This is a genomic window from uncultured Flavobacterium sp., from assembly GCF_951805225.1.
GTDB lineage: Bacteria > Bacteroidota > Bacteroidia > Flavobacteriales > Flavobacteriaceae > Flavobacterium.
The window spans coordinates 5,759,273-5,782,276 of record NZ_OX638201.1 but is presented as its reverse complement, the minus strand read 5'-3'; the positions used below and the strand labels follow the sequence as shown (position 1 = coordinate 5,782,276).

The window sequence follows — 23,004 nt, the reverse complement described above, 5'->3', positions numbered from 1 at the left end:
AGCTATTACATCTTTAGCGTCAGATTTTACTTTAATAAAAACCAAAAAAAAACTCTTACTACACAGGTAGTAAGAGTTTTAATTATAATGTAATTTGGATACTTAGTAGTTCCACATATCTTGTTCGAAGTTACGAATCTTCTCTTTTACTCTTTCAGATTCTAACAACTGATTTTGAGCGTTATCTTTCATGTAATCACTAATTGCTCTGTCTCCGTACAAGTTTTCTTCTTTGTAGATTTCTGAATTGAAACGTCTAGAGTTTAATATTTGATCAAATGAAATTGGAAGTGCTGAATTATTATCGTTAAAAGCTTTTGCTTCATGTAATGCTTCTCTCGCATTAGGGAAGAAAACCCAGAATAACTCAATATAATCCTTTTCGTCACTGTTCATTGTGTATACGTCTGGTGTTACAGGGCAAAGTCCAAGTAAACGATATTTCAATTCACTTTGACGTTTGTCAAAATACCAGTATCCTTTAATTTTATATTGTGTAACATCTGCTGCAGTAAGATCTTGTTTCAAGATATACTCAGAAGGAACTGTTCTTGTTGCACCAACTGTTTCATCAACATAAGTAACAACTTTCTTTTTACCTGTACCAGTAACTACTTTTTTCTTCACTACGTGACTTTTATAGTCGTCTGGGTATTGGTTGATCAATTCTCTACCAGCATCTGTTGTATCAATACGTGATAATGCACCTTCGATGTCTTTCATAGATTTTTTAGTATTGAAATAACTGTCGCTATATACTTCAGTTATTTTACCGTTTCTAACGGCTTTCGTCAAAACGTCATATAATGAACGTCTGTCTGAACCAATATTAGCTGTATCTACAGGAAAATATAATGGAAAGTTGATTTTTTCATTCAAATCAATAATCTCCCAAGTAGTTTTTCCCATCAAGACATCTCTATCATCTACATAACCGTAAGCCAATGGCTTATCATTGTCTGAGATAAGTTGTGCAGGGGTCTTAAGTCCTATCTGAGCAGGTGTTTTAGCATTAAGCAAATTAGATTGCGCATTAGAAGCAAAACCTCCAGCGATAGAAACAATAGCTATTAAAAAATTTCTTACTTTCATCATGATATCATTATGAGATATTGAGCGTAGTTTTACCTACTATATTATTGTATTTCGTAAATTACCGGTGCAGTTCTTGGTAATAAATAACTACCAGCTCCAACAAGTTTAGTTTTAATTTCAGAAATAGTAACCTGATCTCCTTTACCTGCTCTTGAAAGAACTTGCTTACATTGTGCACTTAATTTGTTACCAGTAACAACAACTGTAGGTTGTCCAGCAATTTTCAAGTTAAATCCAACAACATCTAAACCAACTTCAAAATCAAAATCAAGTAATTTAGCACCAATCGTAGCAATTTCTAAGTTAGATCTAGGTCCTTTTACAACACCCATTTCACCTCTAATTGTTCCTGTTGGTCCAGGAATACCTTTAATTCTAAATGTTTTCTTATCTGTTACTTTATCTCCGTTTGGTAATGTACCAGTTACAGAAATAGTAGCTTCAGTACCTGAACCTGGGTTCATGTTATATTTTCCTGCTTTACCAGCTGAAGATAATCCCGGAGCACTAGCAACAACTTTATTATCAGCAACACCAGCGAATGATACAGAGATTGGGTTAACAACACCTCTATAAACTACATTCATTTTGTCTGCAGAAATTGTAGCAGAGTTTGGTCTTGGTACTACAACGTAAGTTCCGTTAAAAGGAAGATTAATTGGTTTTCCATTTTCCATGAAATTGAAAGAACCTCCAATTTTTTGCTCTCCAACTCCACCAGCAGTCATTTCAAGCATAGCTTGACCATTTACTAATTTACCTGGTCCTTTAAAACCACTAAATTGAGCATTTGGATCGTATTTACCTAAAACTACTTTACCAGTAACTTTTTCACCTTGGAAATAAGCATTCTTATCTAAAACAACAATTGCTTGAAATTTACTGTAAGAAGCTTCTGCAACTGCAGCTTTTCCTAAAGCAGCACTGTAAACATCAGATTCAGTTTTTTGAACGTCATTTTGCCAAGCCGAAAGTTTAGCTAATGAAGCTACAGCCGGGAAACCTTTAAAGTGGTAAGCTAAATATTTGTCTTTTAAACCTTCTTTGTTTTTTACATCTGAAAGATCAAATTTCTTTTCAATTTCAGCTATAATAGCAGCATATTTATTGTTTTTATCAGCCAAAGTAGCTTTCATGTCTGCTTTGTACTTTTCAATTTTAGAAATAACTTCATTTCCTTTAGCAGTATATCCTTCACCTGTAAACCAGTTGTCGATATTATCACCTTTGTCCATAGACTCATAAGGTAATTTTCCTGTTTCTTTATCAGTCTCAAATCCGTGTAAAACATCTCCTTTTAAAGAACCAATGTATGCGTAAAATTCTTTTGAAATTGTTTCAACTTTATGAGCTGTAACTGCTGCTGTAGCGAATTCTCCTTTTGACTCAGAAGCTTTTAAGTCTAATGAAGACAACATAGTTGTGTTATTTGCAACTGACGCATTATTAGCGCTTTCAAATTTTTCATTCATTAAGCCAAAAGCAGATAAAACTTCTTTTGACATATTCATTGCTAACATTGCGATAAAAACCAGATACATCAGGTTAATCATCTTCTGTCTAGGGGTTAATTTTCCTCCTGCCATTTTTTTCTAATTAGTTCTTATTAATAAATTTAATATAATAGTTAAAAACTAATTATCCTTTGTTACTCATTGCAGAAAGCATACCACCGTAAACACTGTTCAAAGAAGCGATGTTTGCAGTCATTGATTGCATTTGTTCTTTTAATTTAGAAGCATTTTCAGCGATTTCGCTGTTTGCTTGTGCATTTCTTGAAGCACTTTCTAATTGTACTTTGTATAAGCTGTTTAATGATTCCATTTGTGCAGCAGCCATAGACATTTCCTCAGCATATTTCTTTTGTCCAGCGATAGAATCTACTGTTGGAGAAATTGCTTTTGCAGCTCCTTCGAAATTTTTGATTGAGTTTCCTAAGCTTGACATTAATTCTCCGTCAATTTTAGCTTCTTTCAATAAGTTGTCTAATTTTTGAGACAACAATCCTTGAGCATCAGTTGGAGTTTCAACTTTGTCCGCTTTTTTTCTAGCTTGACCATTAGCCAACTCTGGGTAAACAAGTGTCCAGTCTAATTCATCGTCAACTGGTTCGAAAGCAGAAAGAGCAAAGATTAACGCCTCAGTTAATAATCCAACCGAAAGCATCAATGTACCAGTTAATGGTCCAATTTCAAAGTGAGTAATTTTGAATAATGCTCCAACGATTACTACTGCCGCTCCCATACCATAAGCGAAATTCATTGCTTTTTTACTTAATAATGCCATAATACTTTTTTTTAGGTTTTAATTTTAAATAGATTCGATTTGGTTATTGATATTAATTATAAATTACTTTTTCTTTTTTCCGCTTCCGGTTGTTTGAGTTCCCATGTAATCTTGTACAGTTCTGAAACCAATATAACTTCTTGCAGAATCAGCATATTCGTGATCACGAGTACTTACTTGTAGGAAGTAAGCAACATCTTTCCAAGATCCTCCACGAACAACTTTTCTTTGGTTGTTTCCATCAATTACGTTAGGGTTCATTGTAGAAACGTATTCGTATGCATTTGGATTGTAAGCTGAATCTGTCCACTCTGAAACGTTTCCTGCCATGTTATACAATCCGTAACCGTTTGGCTCATAAGATTTAGCCTCAACAGTATACAAAGCTTCATCAGCTGCATAATCTCCTCTGTTTGGTTTGAAGTTTGCTAAGAAACAACCTCTGTCACTTTTAGTGTAAGGACCTCCCCAAGGATAAGTAGCTGATTCCAGACCACCTCTAGCGGCATATTCCCATTCTGCTTCAGTTGGTAATCTGAAAGCATTTACTAAATCACGTCCTTTTTTCTTAGATTTGATATAGCTGTTTTTATTTAAAGTTCTCCAAGCACAAAATGCTTTAGCTTGTTTCCAAGTCACACCAACTACAGGATAATCTCCGTAAGCTTTGTGCCAGAAATAATCATTGTGCATTGGCTCATTATATGAGTAAGCGAAATCTTTAATCCAAACTGTTGTATCTGGATAAACACTAACTTGTTCTGTTTTAACGAAGTCTTTTCTTTTTCCTACTTTGGCTTTTGCAGCTGCCTGAATATCCATCCAAGAATAACGGAATTTCAATTTATTTACATCAATTGTTCTTAAACCATTATATGATTCTTCAATTGGCAAATACATAGAGTCCATTACCTCAGTATAATACTCATCTGGGTAAGCTTTAGTATCTTTAATTAACTTAACTTTTTTGTTCAATTTTCTACCAGCATAAGGATCATCTTTTGTTCCTACACTATAATAGTTATCATACATATATTTATCATAAGCCGTCATTTTGTCTGGCTCAGAATCATTAAATGCATAATCAGCGATACTACCGCCTTTTTTACCTTTAGCGTCACCTGAAGCTTTTTGCCCAGTTTCATCAGCTAAAATAGCTAAACGAACTCTCATTGTAGAGTCTTTTACCCACTCCACAAACTGGCGATATTCGCTATTTGTAATTTCGGTTTCATCCATATAAAACGAACGAACAGTTACTGTTTTAGTTGGAGCATCCTCCACATTAGCTAAATCAGCATCAGCCTTACCCATTATAAAAGATCCACCTGGAACCAAAGTCATTCCATAAGGTTTTTCAGGATGCCATTTCCCTCCTGTAACACCAACCAATTCTCCTTTGTCTCCTGACTTACCACAGCCAATTACCAGTGTTAACATTGCTGCAAATGCAATAAACTTCTTCATATAAATTTGGATTATCTATTCATTATTATAAGTTCGTAAACGTATTTATTATTTATCTAAAAAACAATACTAGTTGCGAAATTTATTTTACCGTTCAAAAATAATGTTAAATAAAATAAAAAAAAAATATTTCCTCGACAAACTGACTTAAAAAATCGACGTAAAACGTTAAATTTTATATTTTGTAAACCTTGTCTTACTAATAATTCTTAATGATTTTTTTACATTACAAAAACCGTAATTTTTATTGTAAAGCTTTACTTCATAAAGCATTTTTTCTTTGTGCCTTCCACCATCTTTCAGGCAATTCTTGATTGCAAGCCGAGAGATATTCGTCGTAAGAACACGGTAATAACGTATTTCTTTTCAATTTATTGTGACCGTTCGATTCGTAAGGAATTTCTATCCACCAACGTTCCGTTTTATCACTTTTATAAAAAATCAATTCTTCTTCTTCAAGCGGAACAATATATTTTAAATAGTTTGTTCTGCTTCCAAACGGATACTCTTTTGATCGGTAATGATATCCTTCGATAAAATACCATACAATCTGAGCAATTATACCTGATTCCTGTGCCGTACTATTATGATTAAACACTCCAAAAGAGGAAACTTTATCACTAATTCCAGCGTATCTCGCCAGAGAACAAATCTCTTTTCCATTAAAACCATTTGGCTCAAAGTAAACATTATTTCCTGAAGCAGAAGACTTTACCGAATTTAAATCAATACTAACTAAATCAGCATCTCTAAAAACAGGTTCTGCCAAGGCTATCTTATTTGATATCTCACCCAAACGATACGCATCAAAGAATAATTTTTCGATCAAATCAATTTCTTCCTGCGAATTGTAATAAGTCTGATATCCTATATTACAATAATTGAAAAGGTTATTAGGCTCATCTATTATGATTTTGGTCAAAAAAGAATTAGCCGAAACAGTTTCATTTTCTTTTCCAAAATCAAATTTATTATCTACAGAAACCAGGTTTACCATTTGCTCTAAATCGTCATAAGCACGATACATTGCATAGGTCAAATCCTGCGAACCTCCTAGGACTATAGGAATCACTTTATTCTTTATTAATGTAGAAGTTACTTTTTTTAATGCAAAATAGGTATCCTCTACAGAATCTCCAGCAAGTATATCTCCTAAATCTGCAATCGATGCATCCCAATTACCAGGAAACATGCTGTAAATCTTTTTACGAACTGCCGTAAGATTCACTTCATTAATCATATCACTGCTGCGGCGGTCTTCTAAAACACCTACAATAGCAATGTTTATTCTGCTAATATCCGGAAATTGATCTTGAGTATGCAAAACTATTTTGCTTCCCAATTCTTGTGAAGACAACGAACTAATGAATTTTAAAACTCCGTCGTTAACTGGTTCTAGAAAATCAAATTCCATTTTTTATTTCTTTTTTGCAGCTGCTTTTTTAGCTGGAGCTTTTTTAGTTGTTGTTGCTTTTTTTGCTGGTGTTTTCTTTGCCGGTGTTTTCTTTGCCGGTGTTTTTTTGGCAATCATTTCCTGAACTTCTTCTAATGTCAATTTTGTTGCATCAACATCTTTACTTAATTCAATTTTGATTTTACCTTTTGTAATAACCGAGCGTCCCCAACGCGCTTTTTCAACCAAAATCCCTTCGTCTTCCCAATTGTGAAGTACTTTATCTATATTTTTTTGTAATTTATCTTCAATTAGTTCTTCAACATCTTGTTGAGATAAATTATCAAAATTGTATTTTTTACTTACGTTAACAAAAAGACCATTCCATTTGATGAACGGACCAAAACGTCCCACACCTTTCTGAACTCCTTCGCCTTTGTAAACAGCAATTGGTGCATCAGCAATAGCTTTTTCGTCAATTAATTCCTGAGCTCTTTCTTTAGAAAGACTTAATGGATCTTCTCCTTTTGGCAAAGAAATAAATACACTTCCGTGACGTACATAAGGACCATAACGACCATTGCTAACTTCTACTTCTTCTCCTTTATATTCTCCTAAATTTTTAGGTAATAAAAATAAATTCAAAGCTTCTTCAAGTGTAATGTTTCCGATATTTTGATCAGACATTAAACTGGCGAACTTTTTATCTTCGTCATCCGCTTCTCCAATTTGAGCCATTGGTCCAAATTTTCCTAAACGAACAGAAACTTGTCTTCCGTCAGCATCTTTTCCAAGGATTCTTTCTCCGCTTTCGCGTTCTGCATTTGCTTCAACCTCTTTTACGTTTGGATGAAATTTATTGTAGAACTCCTGCATCATGATTGCCCAGTCAATATTTCCTTCAGCAATCTCATCAAAATCCTGTTCTACTTTTGCAGTAAAATTATAATCCAGAATATTTCCGAAGTTCTTCACTAAGAAATCAGTAACGATTGTACCGATATCAGTTGGAACTAATTTTCCTTTATCTGAACCTGTATTTTCTTTCAGCAACTTCTCTCCTACTTTATTAGCTTGTAAAGTAAGTTGAGTATAATTACGTTCCTGACCTTCTAGAGTTCCTTTTTCAACATAGTTTCTGTTGATGATAGTCGAAATAGTTGGCGCGTACGTAGACGGACGACCAATTCCTAGTTCTTCTAATTTCTTAACCAATGAAGCTTCTGTATATCTTGCTGGAGGTCTTGAATATCTTTCCGTTGCTGTGATATAATTGTTAACTAACTTTTCGTTTACTTTTAGCGCAGGCAACATTCCTTCTTGTTCTTCTTCATCGTCATCATGACCTTCTAAATACACTTTTAGGAATCCTTCAAAAAGTAAAACTTCTCCCGAAGCTGTAAAAATTTCGCTATGATTATTCGCTTCAATTTTTACGTTTGTTCTTTCTAATTGTGCATCACTCATTTGAGATGCCAATGTTCTTTTCCAGATCAAATCATATAAACGAGCTTGGTCACGATCAATATTTACCGTGTGACGAGACATATCAGTTGGACGAATTGCTTCGTGCGCCTCTTGTGCTCCTTTGCTTTTGTTAGCAAAAGTTCTAGGCTTAGAAAATTCTTTTCCGTATGATTTTATGATTTCAGCTTCTGCAGCGCTCATTGCTTCAGCAGAAAGATTCACACTATCCGTTCTCATATAAGTAATAAGTCCGGCTTCGTATAGACGCTGTGCAAGCTGCATGGTGATTCCAACTGGCAAATACAATTTTCTTGCTGCTTCTTGTTGCAATGTAGAAGTTGTAAATGGTGCTGTTGGTGATTTTTTGGTAGGTTTAGTTTCTAAATCTGCTACCTTATATTGTGATCCGATGTTTTGATTTAAAAAATCTTCGGCTTCTTTTTTAGTATTGAAGTTCTTTGGTAATTTGGCTTTGAAAGTTTTTCCTGCCTCATTCACAAATTCTGCTACGATAGAATAACTCGCAACTGCATTAAAGTTTTGAATTTCGCGTTCTCTTTCTACAATTAAACGAACTGAAACTGATTGAACACGTCCGGCAGAAAGTCCACCTTTAATTTTTCTCCATAAAACAGGAGATAATTCATAACCTACTAAACGGTCTAAAACACGACGCGCTTGTTGTGCGTTTACTAAATTATAATCTATTTCTCTTGGATTCTCGATTGCTTTAAGAATCGCTGATTTTGTAATTTCGTGAAAAACAATTCGCTTTGTTTTTTTAGTATCTAGTTTTAATTCTTCCGCCAAGTGCCATGAAATAGCTTCTCCTTCGCGGTCCTCATCGCTTGCTAGCCAAACCATTTCGGCATTCTTAGATAGTGTTTTCAGTTTACTTACTAAAGCTTTTTTATCAGGAGAAACTTCGTATTTAGGTTTAAATCCATTTTCTACATCTACCCCTATTTCCTTTGATGGTAAATCTGCTATGTGTCCGTAACTTGACTCTACTTGAAAATCACTCCCCAGAAATTTCTCTATCGTTTTCGCCTTTGCAGGTGACTCCACTATTACTAAATTCTTTGCCATTGCTCTATTTTTCTGCAACAAAAGTATCTATTTTTTTTAAATATCTGCCTTGCTAATGCATTTTTGAGTTATTTTAATATTATGTTTCTTAAAATTGAAGATTTATCTGTATTCCTACCTATATTATATATAGGTACAATTTTTAAGGGTTTATGACCGAGAAATGTTCTTTTTTGACTGTAAACCCCTAGCCCGGATTATAGTGGAAAGCCCGGAGTAAAAAATGCAAAAGTTTCTTGTTTTAAAAAAGCGACCAGCGGAAGCTCTTTTTAAAACATTAGAAACTTTGCATTTTTCATGAGGACTTGTAGGGGAAAGCCGGAAATAGCTTCTTAAAAACAAATACTAAAAATTTAACCGCAGAGTTCACAAAGTTTTTTACGCAAAGTTCACAAAGTTAGATTGAGCTGAAGATTTCAGGTGAAGTTCACAAAGCTTTGAGAATTATTTTAATCTGTGGCTATTATTATTTTAGATTATTTACCTGAATCTTTAAAAATCACTTTTTTAATTACTTGAGATCAATCTAAAATCTTTCCCGAAGCTTCGGGACTAAATTCTAAAATCTTTTCTCTGCCATCTTGTCACATTGACCGCATTTACGTTATCTTTGCACTTTGAAATTATACAATGGAAAAGATTATTGAGGAAAGCAAACAGGGCGAAAGTCTTGTTTTGGAGAATAAACCTGAGAATACTAAAAAACTTTTTATAGAAAGTTACGGTTGTGCGATGAATTTTTCGGACAGTGAAGTCGTAGCTTCCATCTTATCAATAAACGGATATAATACTACTCAAACTCTTGAAGATGCCGATTTAGTTCTGGTAAATACCTGCTCGATTCGAGATAAGGCGGAGCAAACTATTCGCAAGCGTCTGGAGAAATATAATGCGGTAAAACGTATTAACCCAAAGATGAAAGTGGGCGTTTTGGGCTGTATGGCCGAGCGTTTGAAAAGTCAGTTTCTAGAGGAAGAAAAAATAGTAGATCTTGTTGTTGGACCTGATGCTTACAAGGATTTGCCAAATTTATTGGCGGAAGTTGAAGAAGGACGCGACGCGATTAATGTTATTTTATCGAAAGAGGAAACTTACGGAGATATTTCGCCTGTTCGTTTGATGAGTAACGGAATTACGGCGCTGGTTTCGATCACTCGTGGTTGCGATAATATGTGTACTTTTTGTGTTGTACCTTTTACTCGTGGTCGTGAGCGTAGTCGTGAGCCTCAAAGTATTATGAAGGAAATTCAGGATTTATGGGATAAAGGTTTTAAGGAAATTACGCTTTTAGGTCAAAACGTTGATAGTTACCTTTGGTACGGCGGCGGTTTGAAAAAAGATTTTGTAAATGCTACTGAAATGCAAAAAGCAACTGCAGTCGATTTTGATCAATTGCTTGAAATGGTTGCTGTTGGTTTCCCGAAAATGCGTATTAGATTTTCGACTTCGAATCCGCAGGATATGCACGAAAGTATCTTGCATGTTATTGCAAAATATCCAAATATCTGTAAACATATTCACTTGCCTGTTCAGTCTGGAAGTGACAGAATTCTAAAAGAAATGAATCGTTTGCATACTCGCGAAGAATACATGACTTTGATTGATAAAATTAAAGCTATTGTTCCGAATGCTTCGATTTCGCAAGATATGATTGCCGGTTTCCCAACAGAAACAGAGCAAGATCACCAAGATACAATGAGTTTAATGGAATATGTGAAATACAATTTTGGTTATATGTATTCGTATTCTGAACGCCCGGGAACTTTGGCCGGAAGAAAAATGGAAGATGATGTTCCGGAAGAAACTAAAGCCAGAAGATTGCAGGAAATTGTTGATTTGCAACAAAAACACGCTTGGTTTCGCAGTGAAGAATTCGTGGGACAAATTGTTGAAGTTTTAGTCGAAAAAGTATCCAAAAAATCAACTGAAGAATTCTCAGGAAGAAACTCTCAAAGTATTACAGTAGTTTTCCCTAAAGAGAATTATAAAATTGGGGATTTTGTAAACGTAAAAATTACAAGTTGTACTAGTGGAACTTTAAAAGGTAAAGCAGTTGGATATTCTGAAATGAATTAAAAATTTGTTTCAGGTTTCAAGTTTCAGGTTATTTCTGTAACTTGAAAAATATTAAATAATCAAATATTCAAGTTATAAATTTAAGAATGGAAAAAGAAATCATTATTGAATACAAGCCTAATGCAGACACACTAGTTAAAGTTTCTAAATATCTGCTTTTTAGAATGCGTTTTGTGAAATTTATTATTTTTATTTTCTTTTTTGTCCTTTTTCAAAACATAGCTTTATCAGCTACGCAATCTGTGACTAATATAAAATGGGACTTTTTAGATCTTTTACCTTTTGCAATGGTAATTCTTGTTTGGATTACAATATATTTTTTAACAATTTACAGTATCAAAAAGAATATTCTTAAAAATAAAAAAAACTTAGAATCTCAAAAAATAACTATTACAAAAGATTCGTTTACCCAAGAAGCTGAGAGTTTTAAAATCGAAAATTTTTGGAAAGAATCTTTTCAAATTAAAGAAACCAAAGATTGGTTTTTGATCTATTTAAATAAAACTTCTGCTTTACCAATTATTAAAGAAGATCTTAAAGAGAATCAATACAACGAATTAAAACAGCTTTTTAATTCGATCGATATAAAAAAGAGTTTAAAAAGTTAAGGCTCAAAGTATAAAAACCTGAAACCTGAAACAACTAAAAACTTGAAACAAAAAACAAATGGAAACAGTTCAAGCAATTAAACAACGATTTGAAATTATTGGAAATGATCCTAAGTTAAATCGTGCCATCGAAAAAGCGATTCAGGTTGCTCCTACTGATATTTCGGTAATGGTGACTGGAGAAAGTGGTGTTGGTAAAGAAAATATTCCAAGAATAATACATTCGCTTTCACATAGAAAGCACGGTAAATATATTGCTGTAAACTGTGGTGCAATTCCGGAGGGAACTATTGATAGCGAACTTTTTGGTCACGAAAAAGGTGCTTTTACAGGTGCAACAAGTACACGTGAAGGTTATTTTGAAGTAGCCGATGGCGGAACTATTTTCCTTGACGAAGTTGGTGAATTACCCTTAACAACTCAGGTTCGTTTACTTCGTGTTCTTGAAAATGGTGAATTTATAAAAGTAGGTTCGTCTCAGGTTCAGAAAACAAATGTTAGAATCGTAGCGGCAACAAACGTGAATTTATTCAATGCTATTGAAAAAGGAAAATTCCGTGAAGATTTATATTATCGTTTAACAACTGTCGAAATTACTTTACCGCCTTTACGCGAAAGAAACGAAGACATTCATTTGTTATTCAGAAAATTTGTTGCTGATTTTGCTCATAAATATAAAATGCCTCCGTTGAAATTAGACGATGATGCTGTTCAGCTTTTGCAAAAATTCAGATGGAATGGTAACATTCGTCAATTGCGAAATGTAGCGGAACAAATTTCGGTTCTGGAAACTAATCGTGATATTTCTTTGGCAACTTTACAATCTTATCTTCCTAGTACTGAAGGAAGCAATTTGCCTTCTGTAATTAGTGACAAGAAAAAAGACAGCGATTTTAGCACTGAAAGAGATATTTTGTACAAAGTGCTTTTTGATATGAAAAGTGATCTGAATGATTTGAAGAAACTCACTCTTGAATTGATGAAAAACGGAACATCAAAAGTCCAGGATATCAATCCAAATCTGATTCAGAAAATATATGGTTCTCAGGAAAATGAAAGTGAAATAGATTTTGAAGAAGAACCCAGAACTGCTGTAATGACGCCAACAGCACGTGAAGAAAATTATCAAATGCAAGATGATAATTATTTGTTTGCCGAAACAATTGAGGAAGAAGAAGTTTTGCGTTTAGAACAAAAAGAAATCGAAATGATCAAAAAATCATTAGAAAAAAATAAAGGTAAACGAAAAGCCGCTGCAGACGAATTAGGCATTTCTGAACGAACTTTATATAGAAAAATTAAACAATTTGATTTGTAGTTTTGTCACAAAGACACCAAATGTTTTAGACGAAAATGAATATCTTTGAACTCTTAAAGTAAAAAATGAAAAACTTAAAATATCTTCTAATTCTATTAATAGCAACAACTTTTAGCGGTTGCAACGTTTATAATTTTACAGGAACAGGAAAAATTGACGCCAAAACTTTTCAGGTTAACTTTTTTCAAAATAATGCCGATTTAGTTGAACCTGGAATCGACAGACAATTTACACTTGCTCTTCAGGATTTAATCATGGGGCAAACTAACTTAAACTTAGTTAGTAATGGTGGAGATTTAGTTTATGAAGGAGAAATTGTAGATTACAGAACAACTCCTATGACTGCAACTGCAGATCCGGAACATCCGGCATCGCAAAACCGTTTGACGATTCGTGTGCAAGTTAGGTTTACCAATAAAAAGAAAGAAACTGATGATTTTGAAAAATCATTTGAGTTTTACTATGACTTTCCAGGACAAGGTTTACCTACAGGAGCAATTTTAAATGAAGCATTAAAAGTTATTTTCGAGAGAATTACTCAGGATATTTTTAATGAGTCACTTGCAAAATGGTAATTTTTTTGTTTAATTGGTAAATCGTGTAACCGTTAAATCGATTAAACAAAATTCCGACTAAACAGATAAACAAATAAACGATTAAACAATAAAAAATAAATAATGAACGTAACTGATTATACTTACTTAATGAACAAACCCGATGCTATTACAGAAAAGCAAACGGATGCATTAGGAAGTGTCTTGAATGAATTTCCGTATTTTCAAAGTGCGCGTGCATTGCGATTAAAAGGACTTTATGATCAAAACAGCTTTAAGTATAATTATGCTTTAAAAGTTACAGCGGCGCATACTTGTGATCGTTCGGTTTTATTTGATTTTATAACATCGGAAACATTTACTTCTATCCAAAGTGAATATTACGACCAAAAACTGAAACATCTTCTGAATATTACTGTTTTTGACAGTGAAATAATCTCGGCTGAACAAAGTAAAAAGATGCCAGAAGTACGAATTGATCCAATTGAAAAATCAATTTTAAATTCTATTAAAGAAGCTACATCTGTTACTTTTGAAAAACCCGTAATCATTGAGGAGCCAACTTTAGATTCTTTCAAAGAAGTGTCAACAACTTTTGAAGAACCTAAAAAAACGGAAGAACCTATAATTGAATCTATAAGCGAGCAAGCAATTTTGGATTCTTTTAAAGACGTTTCAACCCTAACTTTTGAAAAAGCTATAAAAACAGAAGAACCTAAAATTGAGCTGATTGATGAGCAAGCAATTCTAGATTCTTTTAAAGAAGTTACAAACATAACATTTGAAGAACCTGCAAAAATTGAGGAACCTATAATTGAATCAATTAGCGAGCAAGCAATTTTAGATTCTTTTAAAGCAGTAGCAACTTTATCTTTTGAAGAATCTGCAAAAATTGAGGAACAAAAAGTTGACTCTATAGTTGAGCAGCCTATTTTAACTTCGGATAAAGAAGAAACGAATATAACTTTTGAAGAACCTGTAAAAATCGAGGAACAAAAAGTTGATTCTATAATTGAGCAGCCTATTTTAACTTCTGATAAAGAAGAAACGAACATAACTTTTGAAGAACCTGCAAAAATCGAGGAACAAAAAGTTGAACCTATTATTGAACAGCCTGTTTTAACTTCTGACAAAGAAGAACCGAACATAACTTTTCAAGAACCTGTAAAAATCGAGGAACAAAAAGTTGAACCTATTATTGAACAACCTGTTAAAATAGCAACTTCGACCTTTTTTGACGAAACAGTTGACGATGAAATTTCAGAAGTACAAATTGATCCAATTGAAAAATCAATTTTAAATCCTATTCAAGAAACTTCAACAACATTTTTTGAGAAAGCTGTAGAAATTGAAGAACCTAAAGAGATTGAAATTCCAGAAACCGTAAAAGATGCAGAAGAGAATCTGGAAATAGGAAAACCATTGGATTTTTCGGTTAATGAAAAACACTCTTTTCAGGAATGGCTGCAATTAGCCAAAACTGAACCTATAGACAGAACAGAAGAAGTTCCCGAAGAGGAAAAAAAAACGGAAAAAAAAACCGAACAACCAACTGAAATAAAAGCTGACGACGAAGAACTAGACGAAGAAAAGAAAAAAAAAGCAGAAATAATCGATAAATTCATTGAAACGAACCCGAAAATTTCGCCTATAAAGCAAACTGCAATAACTCCGGCGGTACAATTCAACATAAATCAAGAGGATAATTCGTATCTAATGACAGAGACTTTGGCCAGAGTTTATCTGGAACAAAAAAAATATACAAAAGCAATACAAGCATATGAAATATTAATTTTGAAATATCCAGAAAAAATTAGTTTCTTTGCAGACCGTATTTCGGATATAAAGATTTTACAACAAAATAACAATAATAATTAAGCAATGAGCACATTTTCAATTTTTTTAGTTTTAATCACAATAGTTTGTTTTCTATTGATCGTAGTAATCATGGTTCAAAACCCTAAAGGAGGCGGATTATCGTCTACTATCAGCGGAACTCAAATGTTAGGTGGAGTACAAAAAACAACAGACTTTTTAGATAAAAGTACGTGGACACTAGCGACTATTTTGATTGCTTTAATTTTGCTTTCAAGCTTAAGCTTTTCAGGATCATTAAGCGATACTGATTCTAAAATCATTGAAAAAACTGAAGCTCCTGCTAATACGCCAGCTGCTCCAGTTCAACAAACACCTGCTCCGGCAACTCCTGCAGCAAAATAATAATTTTGAAATAAATATAAAATGCCAGCCTGTCAAAGCTGGCATTTTTTTTAAGAAATAATGTCAGTTTTAAGAGCATGGCACAATTTCTGAAATCCAATAGAGCATATAAAACGTATAACTTATAATAAATATAAAATATAAAATCATGGCCTTAAACATTAAACCGCTTTCAGATCGCGTACTTATTGAGCCTGTTGCAGCTGAAACAAAAACTGCCTCAGGTATTTTTATTCCGGATACTGCCAAAGAAAAACCACAAAAAGGAACTGTTGTAGCTGTTGGTAATGGATCTAAAGATCACACTATGACTGTAAAAGTTGGTGATACTGTACTTTATGGTAAATATGCAGGAACAGAATTAAAACTTGAAGGAACTGATTATTTGATTATGCGTGAGGACGATATCCTTGCGATTATCTAAAAACATAGCTCTCAAGAATATAAGTATCGGGGGAACCTGAAACAAATAAAACATTAAACAAAAAAGAAAATGGCAAAAGATATAAAATTTGATATTGAAGCACGTGACGGATTAAAACGTGGTGTTGATGCATTAGCAAATGCTGTAAAAGTAACTCTTGGACCAAAAGGTCGTAATGTAATTATTGGAAAATCATTTGGTGGACCAACGGTTACTAAAGATGGTGTTTCTGTTGCAAAAGAAATCGAATTAAAAGACCCATTAGAAAATATGGGCGCGCAAATGGTTAAAGAAGTAGCTTCTAAAACTAATGATTTAGCGGGTGACGGAACTACAACTGCTACAGTTTTAGCTCAGGCAATCGTAAAAGAAGGTTTAAAAAACGTTGCTGCAGGTGCAAATCCAATGGATTTGAAACGTGGTATCGATAAAGCTGTTGAAGCTATTGTTGCTGACTTAGCTAAACAAGCTAAAGTTGTTGGAAGTGATTCTGATAAAATCAAACAAATTGCTTCTATCTCTGCAAATAATGATGAAGTAATTGGTGAATTAATCGCTACTGCTTTCGCTAAAGTTGGAAAAGAAGGTGTTATTACTGTTGAAGAAGCTAAAGGAACTGACACTTTTGTGGATGTTGTTGAAGGTATGCAGTTTGACAGAGGATATCTTTCTCCTTACTTCGTAACAAACCCAGAGAAAATGGAAGTTGAATTAGACTCTCCATATATCTTATTATACGACAAAAAAGTATCTTCTTTAAAAGAATTACTTCCAGTTTTAGAGCCAGTTGCTCAATCAGGAAAACCATTATTAATTATTGCTGAAGATGTTGACGGAGAAGCTCTTTCTACTCTTGTAGTAAACAAATTAAGAGGTGCTCTTAAAATTGCTGCTGTAAAAGCTCCTGGTTTTGGAGACAGAAGAAAAGCAATGTTAGAAGATATAGCAATCTTAACTGGTGGAACTGTAATTTCTGAAGAAAGAGGTTATACATTAGAAAACACTACTATCGAAATGTTAGGAACTGCAAAAAGAGTTTCTATCGATAAAGACAACACTACAATTGTAAGTGGTGCTGGTGAAGCTGATATTATCAAAAACAGAGTAAACCAAATTAAAGGTCAGATGGAAACTACTACATCTGATTATGATAAAGAAAAATTGCAAGAACGTTTGGCTAAATTAGCTGGTGGTGTTGCTGTTCTTTATGTTGGTGCTGCATCTGAGGTTGAAATGAAAGAGAAAAAAGACAGAGTTGATGATGCTTTACACGCTACTCGTGCTGCTGTTGAAGAAGGAATCGTTGCTGGTGGTGGTGTTGCTTTATTAAGAGCAAAAGCTGCATTAGCTGATATTAAAGCTGATAACGCTGACGAAGCAACAGGAATTCAGATTGTATCTCGCGCTGTTGAATCTCCATTAAGAACTATTGTTGAAAATGCTGGACTTGAAGGTTCTGTAGTTGTAGCAAAAGTTGCTGAAGGTTCTGGTGATTTTGGATATAATGCTAAAACTGACGAATATGTAGATATGCTTAAAGCTGGAATTATTGATCCTAAGAAAGTAACTCGTGTTGCATTAGAAAATGCTGCTTCTGTTGCAGGAATGATCTTAACTACAGAATGTGCATTAATTGATATTAAAGAAGAAAGCGCTGGCGGAATGCCAATGGGTGGCGGTATGCCAGGAATGATGTAATCGTTCTTTTCTTAAAATTTAAAACGCCGGATATTAATCCGGCGTTTTTTTTATATTTTTTCGCCACGAATTCACAAATCTATTCGAAAAGATTAAAATAATTAATTCGTGAATTCGTGGCAAATCCTTTTATTTTATAATTGTTTAACATTCTGTTTTTTATTAAAAGTTCTGTTATTGATACCTTTGTAATTCTATTAAAATTACAAAATGAGAAAATTTACAACTCACCTATTATTTTTTACATTCTTACTCCTTACCTCTTTTTCCTATTCTCAGACTAATAAAGATGCTTATGTTGTTTTAGTTTCTATGGATGGATTTCGTTGGGATTATGCTAAACATTTCAAACTTCAGAATCTTGATAAAATAGCCAAAGAAGGCGTTCATGCTAAATCTATGCGTCCTTCTTATCCAAGCAAAACATTTCCGAATCATTATGCGATCGTGACCGGACTTTATCCGGATCATCATGGTATTATAAACAATGAATTTTATGATTCAGCCTTAAACAAATATTTTGCATTATCAACGGATGCTAAAAATGATTCTCGCTTTTACGGCGGAAATCCAATTTGGAATGTTGCTGAACAACAAGGTGTAAAAAGTGCTTCTTTCTTTTGGCCAGGATCTGATACGGACAAAAAAAGACCTGGGATTTACAAAAACTACGACAATAAAATTCCGTACGGAACCAGAATTGATACTGTTCTAAAATGGCTTCAGCTTCCTGAAAAACAACGACCTCATTTAATCACTTTATACTTTGATGAACCTGATCATACCGGACATTCTTTTGGACCTCTTTCAAAAGAAAATGAAAAAATGGTTCGCAAAATGGATACTATTATGGGACAATTGTCTTCTAAACTGGATCAATTGTCCATCGGAAAACAAATTAATTTAATTATTGTATCAGATCACGGAATGACTGATATCAGTAACGATAAAAAAGTAGTTATTCTGGATTATCTAAAACCGGAATGGTTAGGATACAAAGCTGTTATTAACCCAATTATGAGCCTTCAGGCAAAACCGGGATATCAGGATTCTATCGCAAAAGCGTTGAAAAAAGTGCCTCATATTAAATTTTGGAAATCAAATCAGGTTCCTAAAAGATTTCATTATGGTACAAATCCAAGAGTTCATGATTTTGTTATTGAGGCTAAAAAAGGATATAGTTTAGCAAAAGATAAAACTCAGGATACAAAAGGAGGAACTCATGGTTATGATAATCGAACAAAAGATATGCAGGCTATTTTCTATGCAAAAGGTCCGGCATTCAAAGTAGATAAAGAAGTTGGTTCGTTTCAAAATGTTTCAGTTTATCCTCTAATTGCTCATATTTTAGGTTTACAAATTGATGAAGTAGACGGAAAGTTTAGCGAAGTAAAAAACATGCTGAAGAATTAGAGAATGTGTCAATTAGAAAATTTGATAATTAGAAAATTAAATTAAAAAACGCCAAATAGAAAATTCTATTTGGCGTTTTTTTTTATCATTTAATCAAACACACAACACTCTGAAAATAAATTATTTAAATCATAAAAGTATTTTATTTAACTTTAAGGATATTCCAAAGTTGTTTTTATTCGCAAACTAAAAATTCTTCAAATGAAAAAAATACTTAGCGTCGTATTTCTTCTTACTTTAATAAGTTGTAAAAAAGAAGTTGCCAATCCTGCTGATTCGATTTATTTTGGAGGCGATATTATAACCATGGAAGGCAATAAGCCAAATTATGCAGAAGCCGTTGCAATCAAAGAAGGCAAAATTATTTTTGTTGGATCAAAAACCGAAGCAGAGAAATTTCATGGTGACAAAACTCAAATGAATGATTTGCAAGGAAAAACATTACTTCCCGGATTTATAGATGCTCACGGTCATGTATGGAATGCTGGTTTTCAGGCTGTATCTGCAAATCTACTTCCGGCTCCGGATGGAACGGGAAACGACATTCCGACACTTATTTCTTTATTAAAAGAATGGAATACTAAAAATCCAAAAGCCGTTGGAAAATATGGTTGGATTGTTGGTTTTGGCTATGATGATGCACAACTAAAAGAAAAACTTCCACCAACTGCTGATGATCTCGATAAAGTATCGACAACCGTTCCTGTTTTAATTATTCATCAATCTGGTCATTTGGCGGTTATGAATCATAAAGCTTTAGAATTTGCCGGATATAATGCAAACACAAAAGATCCTGCAGGCGGTGTAATCCGAAGAAAAGAAGGTTCTCAGGAACCAAATGGCGTTCTCGAAGAAATGGCAATGTTTATTCCGTTATTCAAGATTATGGGAACACTTGATCAGACTGCAAACGTAAAAATTGCAGAAGCAGGAATTGCAGCTTACACGAAATTTGGTTTTACAACAGCGCAAGAAGGTCGTGCAAGTAGCGATGCTTGTAATACGTGGAAGAAGTTAGCCGACGAAGGAAAACTTTCTATTGACGTCGCTGCTTATCCGGATATTCAGACTCAAATGGCATATATGAAAGCTAATGGAGTTCAAAAAAATTACACAAATCATTTTAGAATTGCGGGTGTAAAACTTTCGCTTGACGGCTCGCCACAAGGAAAAACGGCTTGGCTTACAAAACCATATAAAGTTCCGCCTCCGGGAAAACCAAATACTTATGCGGGTTATCCAGCTTTTCCAAAAGAAAACGATGCTATCGCTCTTGTTGATTCTGCATATGCTAATAATTGGCAAATTTTAGCCCATTGCAATGGCGATGCTGCAATCGATGAATTTATAAAAGCGGTAAGAAATGCTACCAATTTATATGGATCTAAAGACAGAAGAACCGTCGCTATACATGCGCAAACAGCCCGCTTTGATCAACTTGACTCTATGAAAGTTTTAAAAATCATACCATCTTTTTTCGGGATGCATACTTATTATTGGGGCGATTGGCATCGAGATGAAACTTTAGGAAAAGAAAGAGCTTATCGCATTTCGCCAGCTGCTACGGCATTAAAAAAAGGAATGATTTTTACAGAACATCATGATGCTCCTGTTGCGCTTCCAAACAGTATTATGATATTATATTCTACAGTAAACAGAATTAGCAGATCTGGTGACGTAATTGGTCCTGACGAACGAATTACTCCTTATGATGCTTTGCGATCTATAACAATCTGGGCAGCTTATCAATATTTTGAAGAAAATTCAAAAGGTTCAATTAAAGAAGGAAAACTAGCTGATTTTGTTATTTTGGATAATAATCCTTTAAAAGTTGATCCAAAGAAAATTATAGATATTAAGGTTTTGGAAACCATTAAAGAAGGAAAAACTGTGTTTAAATTTGCTAATTAGATAATGTGTCAATTAGATAATGATTATGCGCTATCTATAAATTATCTAATTATCTAATTGACACATTGGCTCATTAAGAAACAACCTTATACGTTGGATCTTCAATTATATTTACTTTGATAACGGCTTCTGCATTTTTAAGCAATTCCCGACAATCTGGGCTTAAATGTTGTAACTCGATTACTTTATCAAGTTGATTGTATTTCTTAGTTAAATTATTTAGTGCTTCAATTGCTGACATATCGGATACACGGCTTTCTTTAAAGTCAATAATTACATGATTTGGATCGTTTGCTACATCAAACTTTTCGATAAAAGCAGCTATTGAACCAAAAAATAATGGACCATAAATTTCGTAATGTTTCACTCCTTCTGCATCAACAAAATGTTTAGCACGAATTCTTTTGGCACTTTCCCAAGCAAAAACAAGAGCCGAAACAATTACTCCAATCAAAACCGCCAAAGCCAAATTGTGCAATAAAATTGTTATCACGGCAACCAGAATTCCAACAAAAATATCATGTTTAGGCATTTTGTTTATGATCTTGAAACTTGCCCATTCAAAAGTTGTAATTGCAACCATCATCATCACACCAACCAAAGCTGCCATTGGTAATTTTCCGATTATTGGCGCTCCAAAAAGTATGATTAATAAAATGGTCAAAGAAGCAATTATTCCCGAAAGTCGAGCTCTTGAACCAGCAGAAAGATTTACAAGAGTCTGAGCAATCATTGGACATCCGCCCATTCCAAAAAAGAAACCATTTAATATATTTGAACTTCCCTGAGCGATACATTCTCTGTTACTGTTGCCACGGGTTCCGGTAATTTCATCAACCAGATTTAGCGTAAGCAAACCTTCCGTCAAACCAACAGCGGCAACAATTACTGAATATGGAAAAATTACTTTTAAAGTCTCAAAAGAAAGCGGAATATTCGGGATATGAAACGGAGGAAATCCGCCTTGAACAGAGGCAATATCTTCAACCGTTTTGGTTTCGATATTAAATAAAAGTACGATTGCAAAAACAACTAAAATTGCCACTAGAGAAGCCGGAACTGTTTTAGTTAATTTTGGAAAAAGCAACACAATTGCAATCGTCAAAGCAACCAAACCTAACATAATATACAAGGGAGTTCCTTGCAACCAGGAAACCTGACCATTAATTACCGTTTTAAACTGTTCTAATTGCGACATAAAAATCACAACTGCCAAACCGTTTACAAAACCAAACATAACAGGCTGAGGAACTAATCGAATAAATTTGCCGAGTTTAAAAAGTCCAATACAAATTTGTACCACACCTCCGAGCGCAACGGCTGCAAAAACATATTCAATTCCGTGAGATTTCATTAAAGCTATTAAAACAATAACTGTTGCTCCGGCTCCGCCTGAAATCATTCCAGGTCTTCCTCCAAAAATAGCAGTAACCAAACCGGCGATAAAAGCCGCATATAAACCTACAAGAGGCGGGAATCCAGCCAAAATAGCAAACGACAATGATTCTGGAATCATCGTCATAGCAACTGTTAAACCGGCTAAAATTTCATTTCTATAATTGACTTTTTGAGTAAAATCGAAGAGTTGGAAGGCTTTTTTCATAAGAGCACAAATTTAGACAATTTGGCAATTAGAAAATGTGGCAATTGAGATAATGTGTCAATTTGATAATTAGAAAATTTATAGATTGCGCATAATCATTATCTAATTATCAAATTGGCACATTATCTGATTATCTTTACTCTAATTTTATACAAATATACCCTAGACGATTTACGTAATCAATTATGCTTTTAGGCTTTAAATTAACGCCTTCGACTCTTAATATTTTATCACAATCTTCTAAATCGAAATTGATTTTATAATTAGGGAAATGGGTTTGAATAACAGTAATAATATAATTTTTATCTGCTTCTTTTTGAACATTTGTTTTAAAAACCTCAACAATCATAATTGCTAATTTTAATACTACATAATTTAAAAT

Annotated in this window: 18 protein-coding genes; 10 read left to right on the top strand and 8 right to left on the bottom strand. The window is 33.8% G+C overall.

The features are described from left to right. Window positions 1-102: 102 nt before the first annotated feature. From gldN to topA, 6 genes are all read right to left on the bottom strand, one after another. On the bottom strand, window positions 103-1,092 hold the full coding sequence (gene gldN, locus WN975_RS24135) for a gliding motility protein GldN (protein WP_337969017.1): 990 nt from the start codon (window positions 1,090-1,092) through the stop codon (window positions 103-105). A 44-nt stretch (window positions 1,093-1,136) separates the two neighbouring features. Continuing rightward, a complete protein-coding gene (gene gldM, locus WN975_RS24130; protein WP_337968694.1) occupies window positions 1,137-2,681 on the bottom strand; it encodes a gliding motility protein GldM in 1,545 nt (514 codons plus the stop codon). A 52-nt stretch (window positions 2,682-2,733) separates the two neighbouring features. Next, a complete protein-coding gene (gene gldL / locus WN975_RS24125; protein ID WP_337968693.1) occupies window positions 2,734-3,381 on the bottom strand; it encodes a gliding motility protein GldL in 648 nt (215 codons plus the stop codon). A 63-nt stretch (window positions 3,382-3,444) separates the two neighbouring features. Continuing rightward, the gene (gene gldK / locus WN975_RS24120; protein WP_099710979.1) at window positions 3,445-4,848 is read right to left on the bottom strand and encodes a gliding motility lipoprotein GldK; all 1,404 of its coding nucleotides are present in this window, start codon (window positions 4,846-4,848) and stop codon (window positions 3,445-3,447) included. A 262-nt stretch (window positions 4,849-5,110) separates the two neighbouring features. Further along, window positions 5,111-6,262: a formimidoylglutamase gene (locus WN975_RS24115; protein ID WP_337968692.1), complete on the bottom strand. Its 1,152-nt coding sequence runs from the start codon at window positions 6,260-6,262 to the stop codon at window positions 5,111-5,113. Between the two features lie 3 nt (window positions 6,263-6,265). Continuing rightward, window positions 6,266-8,797: a type I DNA topoisomerase gene (topA, locus tag WN975_RS24110; RefSeq protein ID WP_337968691.1), complete on the bottom strand. Its 2,532-nt coding sequence runs from the start codon at window positions 8,795-8,797 to the stop codon at window positions 6,266-6,268. A 630-nt stretch (window positions 8,798-9,427) separates the two neighbouring features. On the opposite strand from topA, the gene miaB reads away from it, so the two are divergent. The 10 genes from miaB (at window position 9,428) to WN975_RS24060 (ending at window position 21,019) form a co-directional block, all read left to right on the top strand. After that, entirely contained in the window at window positions 9,428-10,873 is a 1,446-nt protein-coding gene (gene miaB, locus WN975_RS24105) for a tRNA (N6-isopentenyl adenosine(37)-C2)-methylthiotransferase MiaB (RefSeq protein WP_337968690.1), read from the top strand. Window positions 10,874-10,959: 86 nt separating this feature from the next. Then, a complete protein-coding gene (locus WN975_RS24100) occupies window positions 10,960-11,481 on the top strand; it encodes a YcxB family protein (RefSeq protein WP_337968689.1) in 522 nt (173 codons plus the stop codon). 58 nt (window positions 11,482-11,539) lie between these two features. Continuing rightward, window positions 11,540-12,799, top strand: coding sequence for a sigma-54 dependent transcriptional regulator (locus tag WN975_RS24095; RefSeq protein ID WP_337968688.1), 1,260 nt, complete (start codon window positions 11,540-11,542; stop codon window positions 12,797-12,799). A gap of 65 nt (window positions 12,800-12,864) precedes the next feature. After that, entirely contained in the window at window positions 12,865-13,374 is a 510-nt protein-coding gene (locus WN975_RS24090) for an LptE family protein (protein WP_337968687.1), read from the top strand. 102 nt (window positions 13,375-13,476) lie between these two features. Beyond that, window positions 13,477-15,231, top strand: coding sequence for a tetratricopeptide repeat protein (locus tag WN975_RS24085; protein ID WP_337968686.1), 1,755 nt, complete (start codon window positions 13,477-13,479; stop codon window positions 15,229-15,231). 3 nt (window positions 15,232-15,234) lie between these two features. After that, window positions 15,235-15,573 (top strand): preprotein translocase subunit SecG, encoded by a 339-nt coding sequence (secG, locus tag WN975_RS24080; protein ID WP_099710971.1) that lies wholly within the window; start codon window positions 15,235-15,237, stop codon window positions 15,571-15,573. A 148-nt stretch (window positions 15,574-15,721) separates the two neighbouring features. Beyond that, window positions 15,722-15,997 (top strand): co-chaperone GroES, encoded by a 276-nt coding sequence (locus WN975_RS24075; RefSeq protein ID WP_012023920.1) that lies wholly within the window; start codon window positions 15,722-15,724, stop codon window positions 15,995-15,997. Window positions 15,998-16,066: 69 nt separating this feature from the next. Further along, window positions 16,067-17,695 carry a chaperonin GroEL gene (groL, locus tag WN975_RS24070; protein ID WP_337968685.1) on the top strand — a complete coding sequence of 543 codons (1,629 nt, stop codon included), beginning with the start codon at window positions 16,067-16,069 and terminating at the stop codon, window positions 17,693-17,695. 210 nt (window positions 17,696-17,905) lie between these two features. Continuing rightward, the gene (locus WN975_RS24065; RefSeq protein WP_337968684.1) at window positions 17,906-19,108 is read left to right on the top strand and encodes an ectonucleotide pyrophosphatase/phosphodiesterase; all 1,203 of its coding nucleotides are present in this window, start codon (window positions 17,906-17,908) and stop codon (window positions 19,106-19,108) included. 201 nt (window positions 19,109-19,309) lie between these two features. Beyond that, window positions 19,310-21,019, top strand: coding sequence for an amidohydrolase (locus tag WN975_RS24060; protein ID WP_337968683.1), 1,710 nt, complete (start codon window positions 19,310-19,312; stop codon window positions 21,017-21,019). Between the two features lie 73 nt (window positions 21,020-21,092). Here the strand turns inward: WN975_RS24060 and WN975_RS24055 are convergent, their stop codons facing one another. Then, on the bottom strand, window positions 21,093-22,622 hold the full coding sequence (locus tag WN975_RS24055; RefSeq protein WP_337968682.1) for a SulP family inorganic anion transporter: 1,530 nt from the start codon (window positions 22,620-22,622) through the stop codon (window positions 21,093-21,095). A gap of 136 nt (window positions 22,623-22,758) precedes the next feature. Further along, window positions 22,759-22,971 (bottom strand): hypothetical protein, encoded by a 213-nt coding sequence (locus WN975_RS24050; protein ID WP_099710966.1) that lies wholly within the window; start codon window positions 22,969-22,971, stop codon window positions 22,759-22,761. Window positions 22,972-23,004 lie beyond the last annotated feature (33 nt).

Coding starts and splice junctions, on each gene's coding strand:
- gldN (WP_337969017.1), bottom strand. CDS start 1,092: ATGAAAGTAAGAAATTTTTTAATAGCTATTGTTTCTATCGCTGGAGGT.
- gldM (WP_337968694.1), bottom strand. CDS start 2,681: ATGGCAGGAGGAAAATTAACCCCTAGACAGAAGATGATTAACCTGATG.
- gldL (WP_337968693.1), bottom strand. CDS start 3,381: ATGGCATTATTAAGTAAAAAAGCAATGAATTTCGCTTATGGTATGGGA.
- gldK (WP_099710979.1), bottom strand. CDS start 4,848: ATGAAGAAGTTTATTGCATTTGCAGCAATGTTAACACTGGTAATTGGC.
- WN975_RS24115 (WP_337968692.1), bottom strand. CDS start 6,262: ATGGAATTTGATTTTCTAGAACCAGTTAACGACGGAGTTTTAAAATTC.
- topA (WP_337968691.1), bottom strand. CDS start 8,797: ATGGCAAAGAATTTAGTAATAGTGGAGTCACCTGCAAAGGCGAAAACG.
- miaB (WP_337968690.1), top strand. CDS start 9,428: ATGGAAAAGATTATTGAGGAAAGCAAACAGGGCGAAAGTCTTGTTTTG.
- WN975_RS24100 (WP_337968689.1), top strand. CDS start 10,960: ATGGAAAAAGAAATCATTATTGAATACAAGCCTAATGCAGACACACTA.
- WN975_RS24095 (WP_337968688.1), top strand. CDS start 11,540: ATGGAAACAGTTCAAGCAATTAAACAACGATTTGAAATTATTGGAAAT.
- WN975_RS24090 (WP_337968687.1), top strand. CDS start 12,865: ATGAAAAACTTAAAATATCTTCTAATTCTATTAATAGCAACAACTTTT.
- WN975_RS24085 (WP_337968686.1), top strand. CDS start 13,477: ATGAACGTAACTGATTATACTTACTTAATGAACAAACCCGATGCTATT.
- secG (WP_099710971.1), top strand. CDS start 15,235: ATGAGCACATTTTCAATTTTTTTAGTTTTAATCACAATAGTTTGTTTT.
- WN975_RS24075 (WP_012023920.1), top strand. CDS start 15,722: ATGGCCTTAAACATTAAACCGCTTTCAGATCGCGTACTTATTGAGCCT.
- groL (WP_337968685.1), top strand. CDS start 16,067: ATGGCAAAAGATATAAAATTTGATATTGAAGCACGTGACGGATTAAAA.
- WN975_RS24065 (WP_337968684.1), top strand. CDS start 17,906: ATGAGAAAATTTACAACTCACCTATTATTTTTTACATTCTTACTCCTT.
- WN975_RS24060 (WP_337968683.1), top strand. CDS start 19,310: ATGAAAAAAATACTTAGCGTCGTATTTCTTCTTACTTTAATAAGTTGT.
- WN975_RS24055 (WP_337968682.1), bottom strand. CDS start 22,622: ATGAAAAAAGCCTTCCAACTCTTCGATTTTACTCAAAAAGTCAATTAT.
- WN975_RS24050 (WP_099710966.1), bottom strand. CDS start 22,971: ATGATTGTTGAGGTTTTTAAAACAAATGTTCAAAAAGAAGCAGATAAA.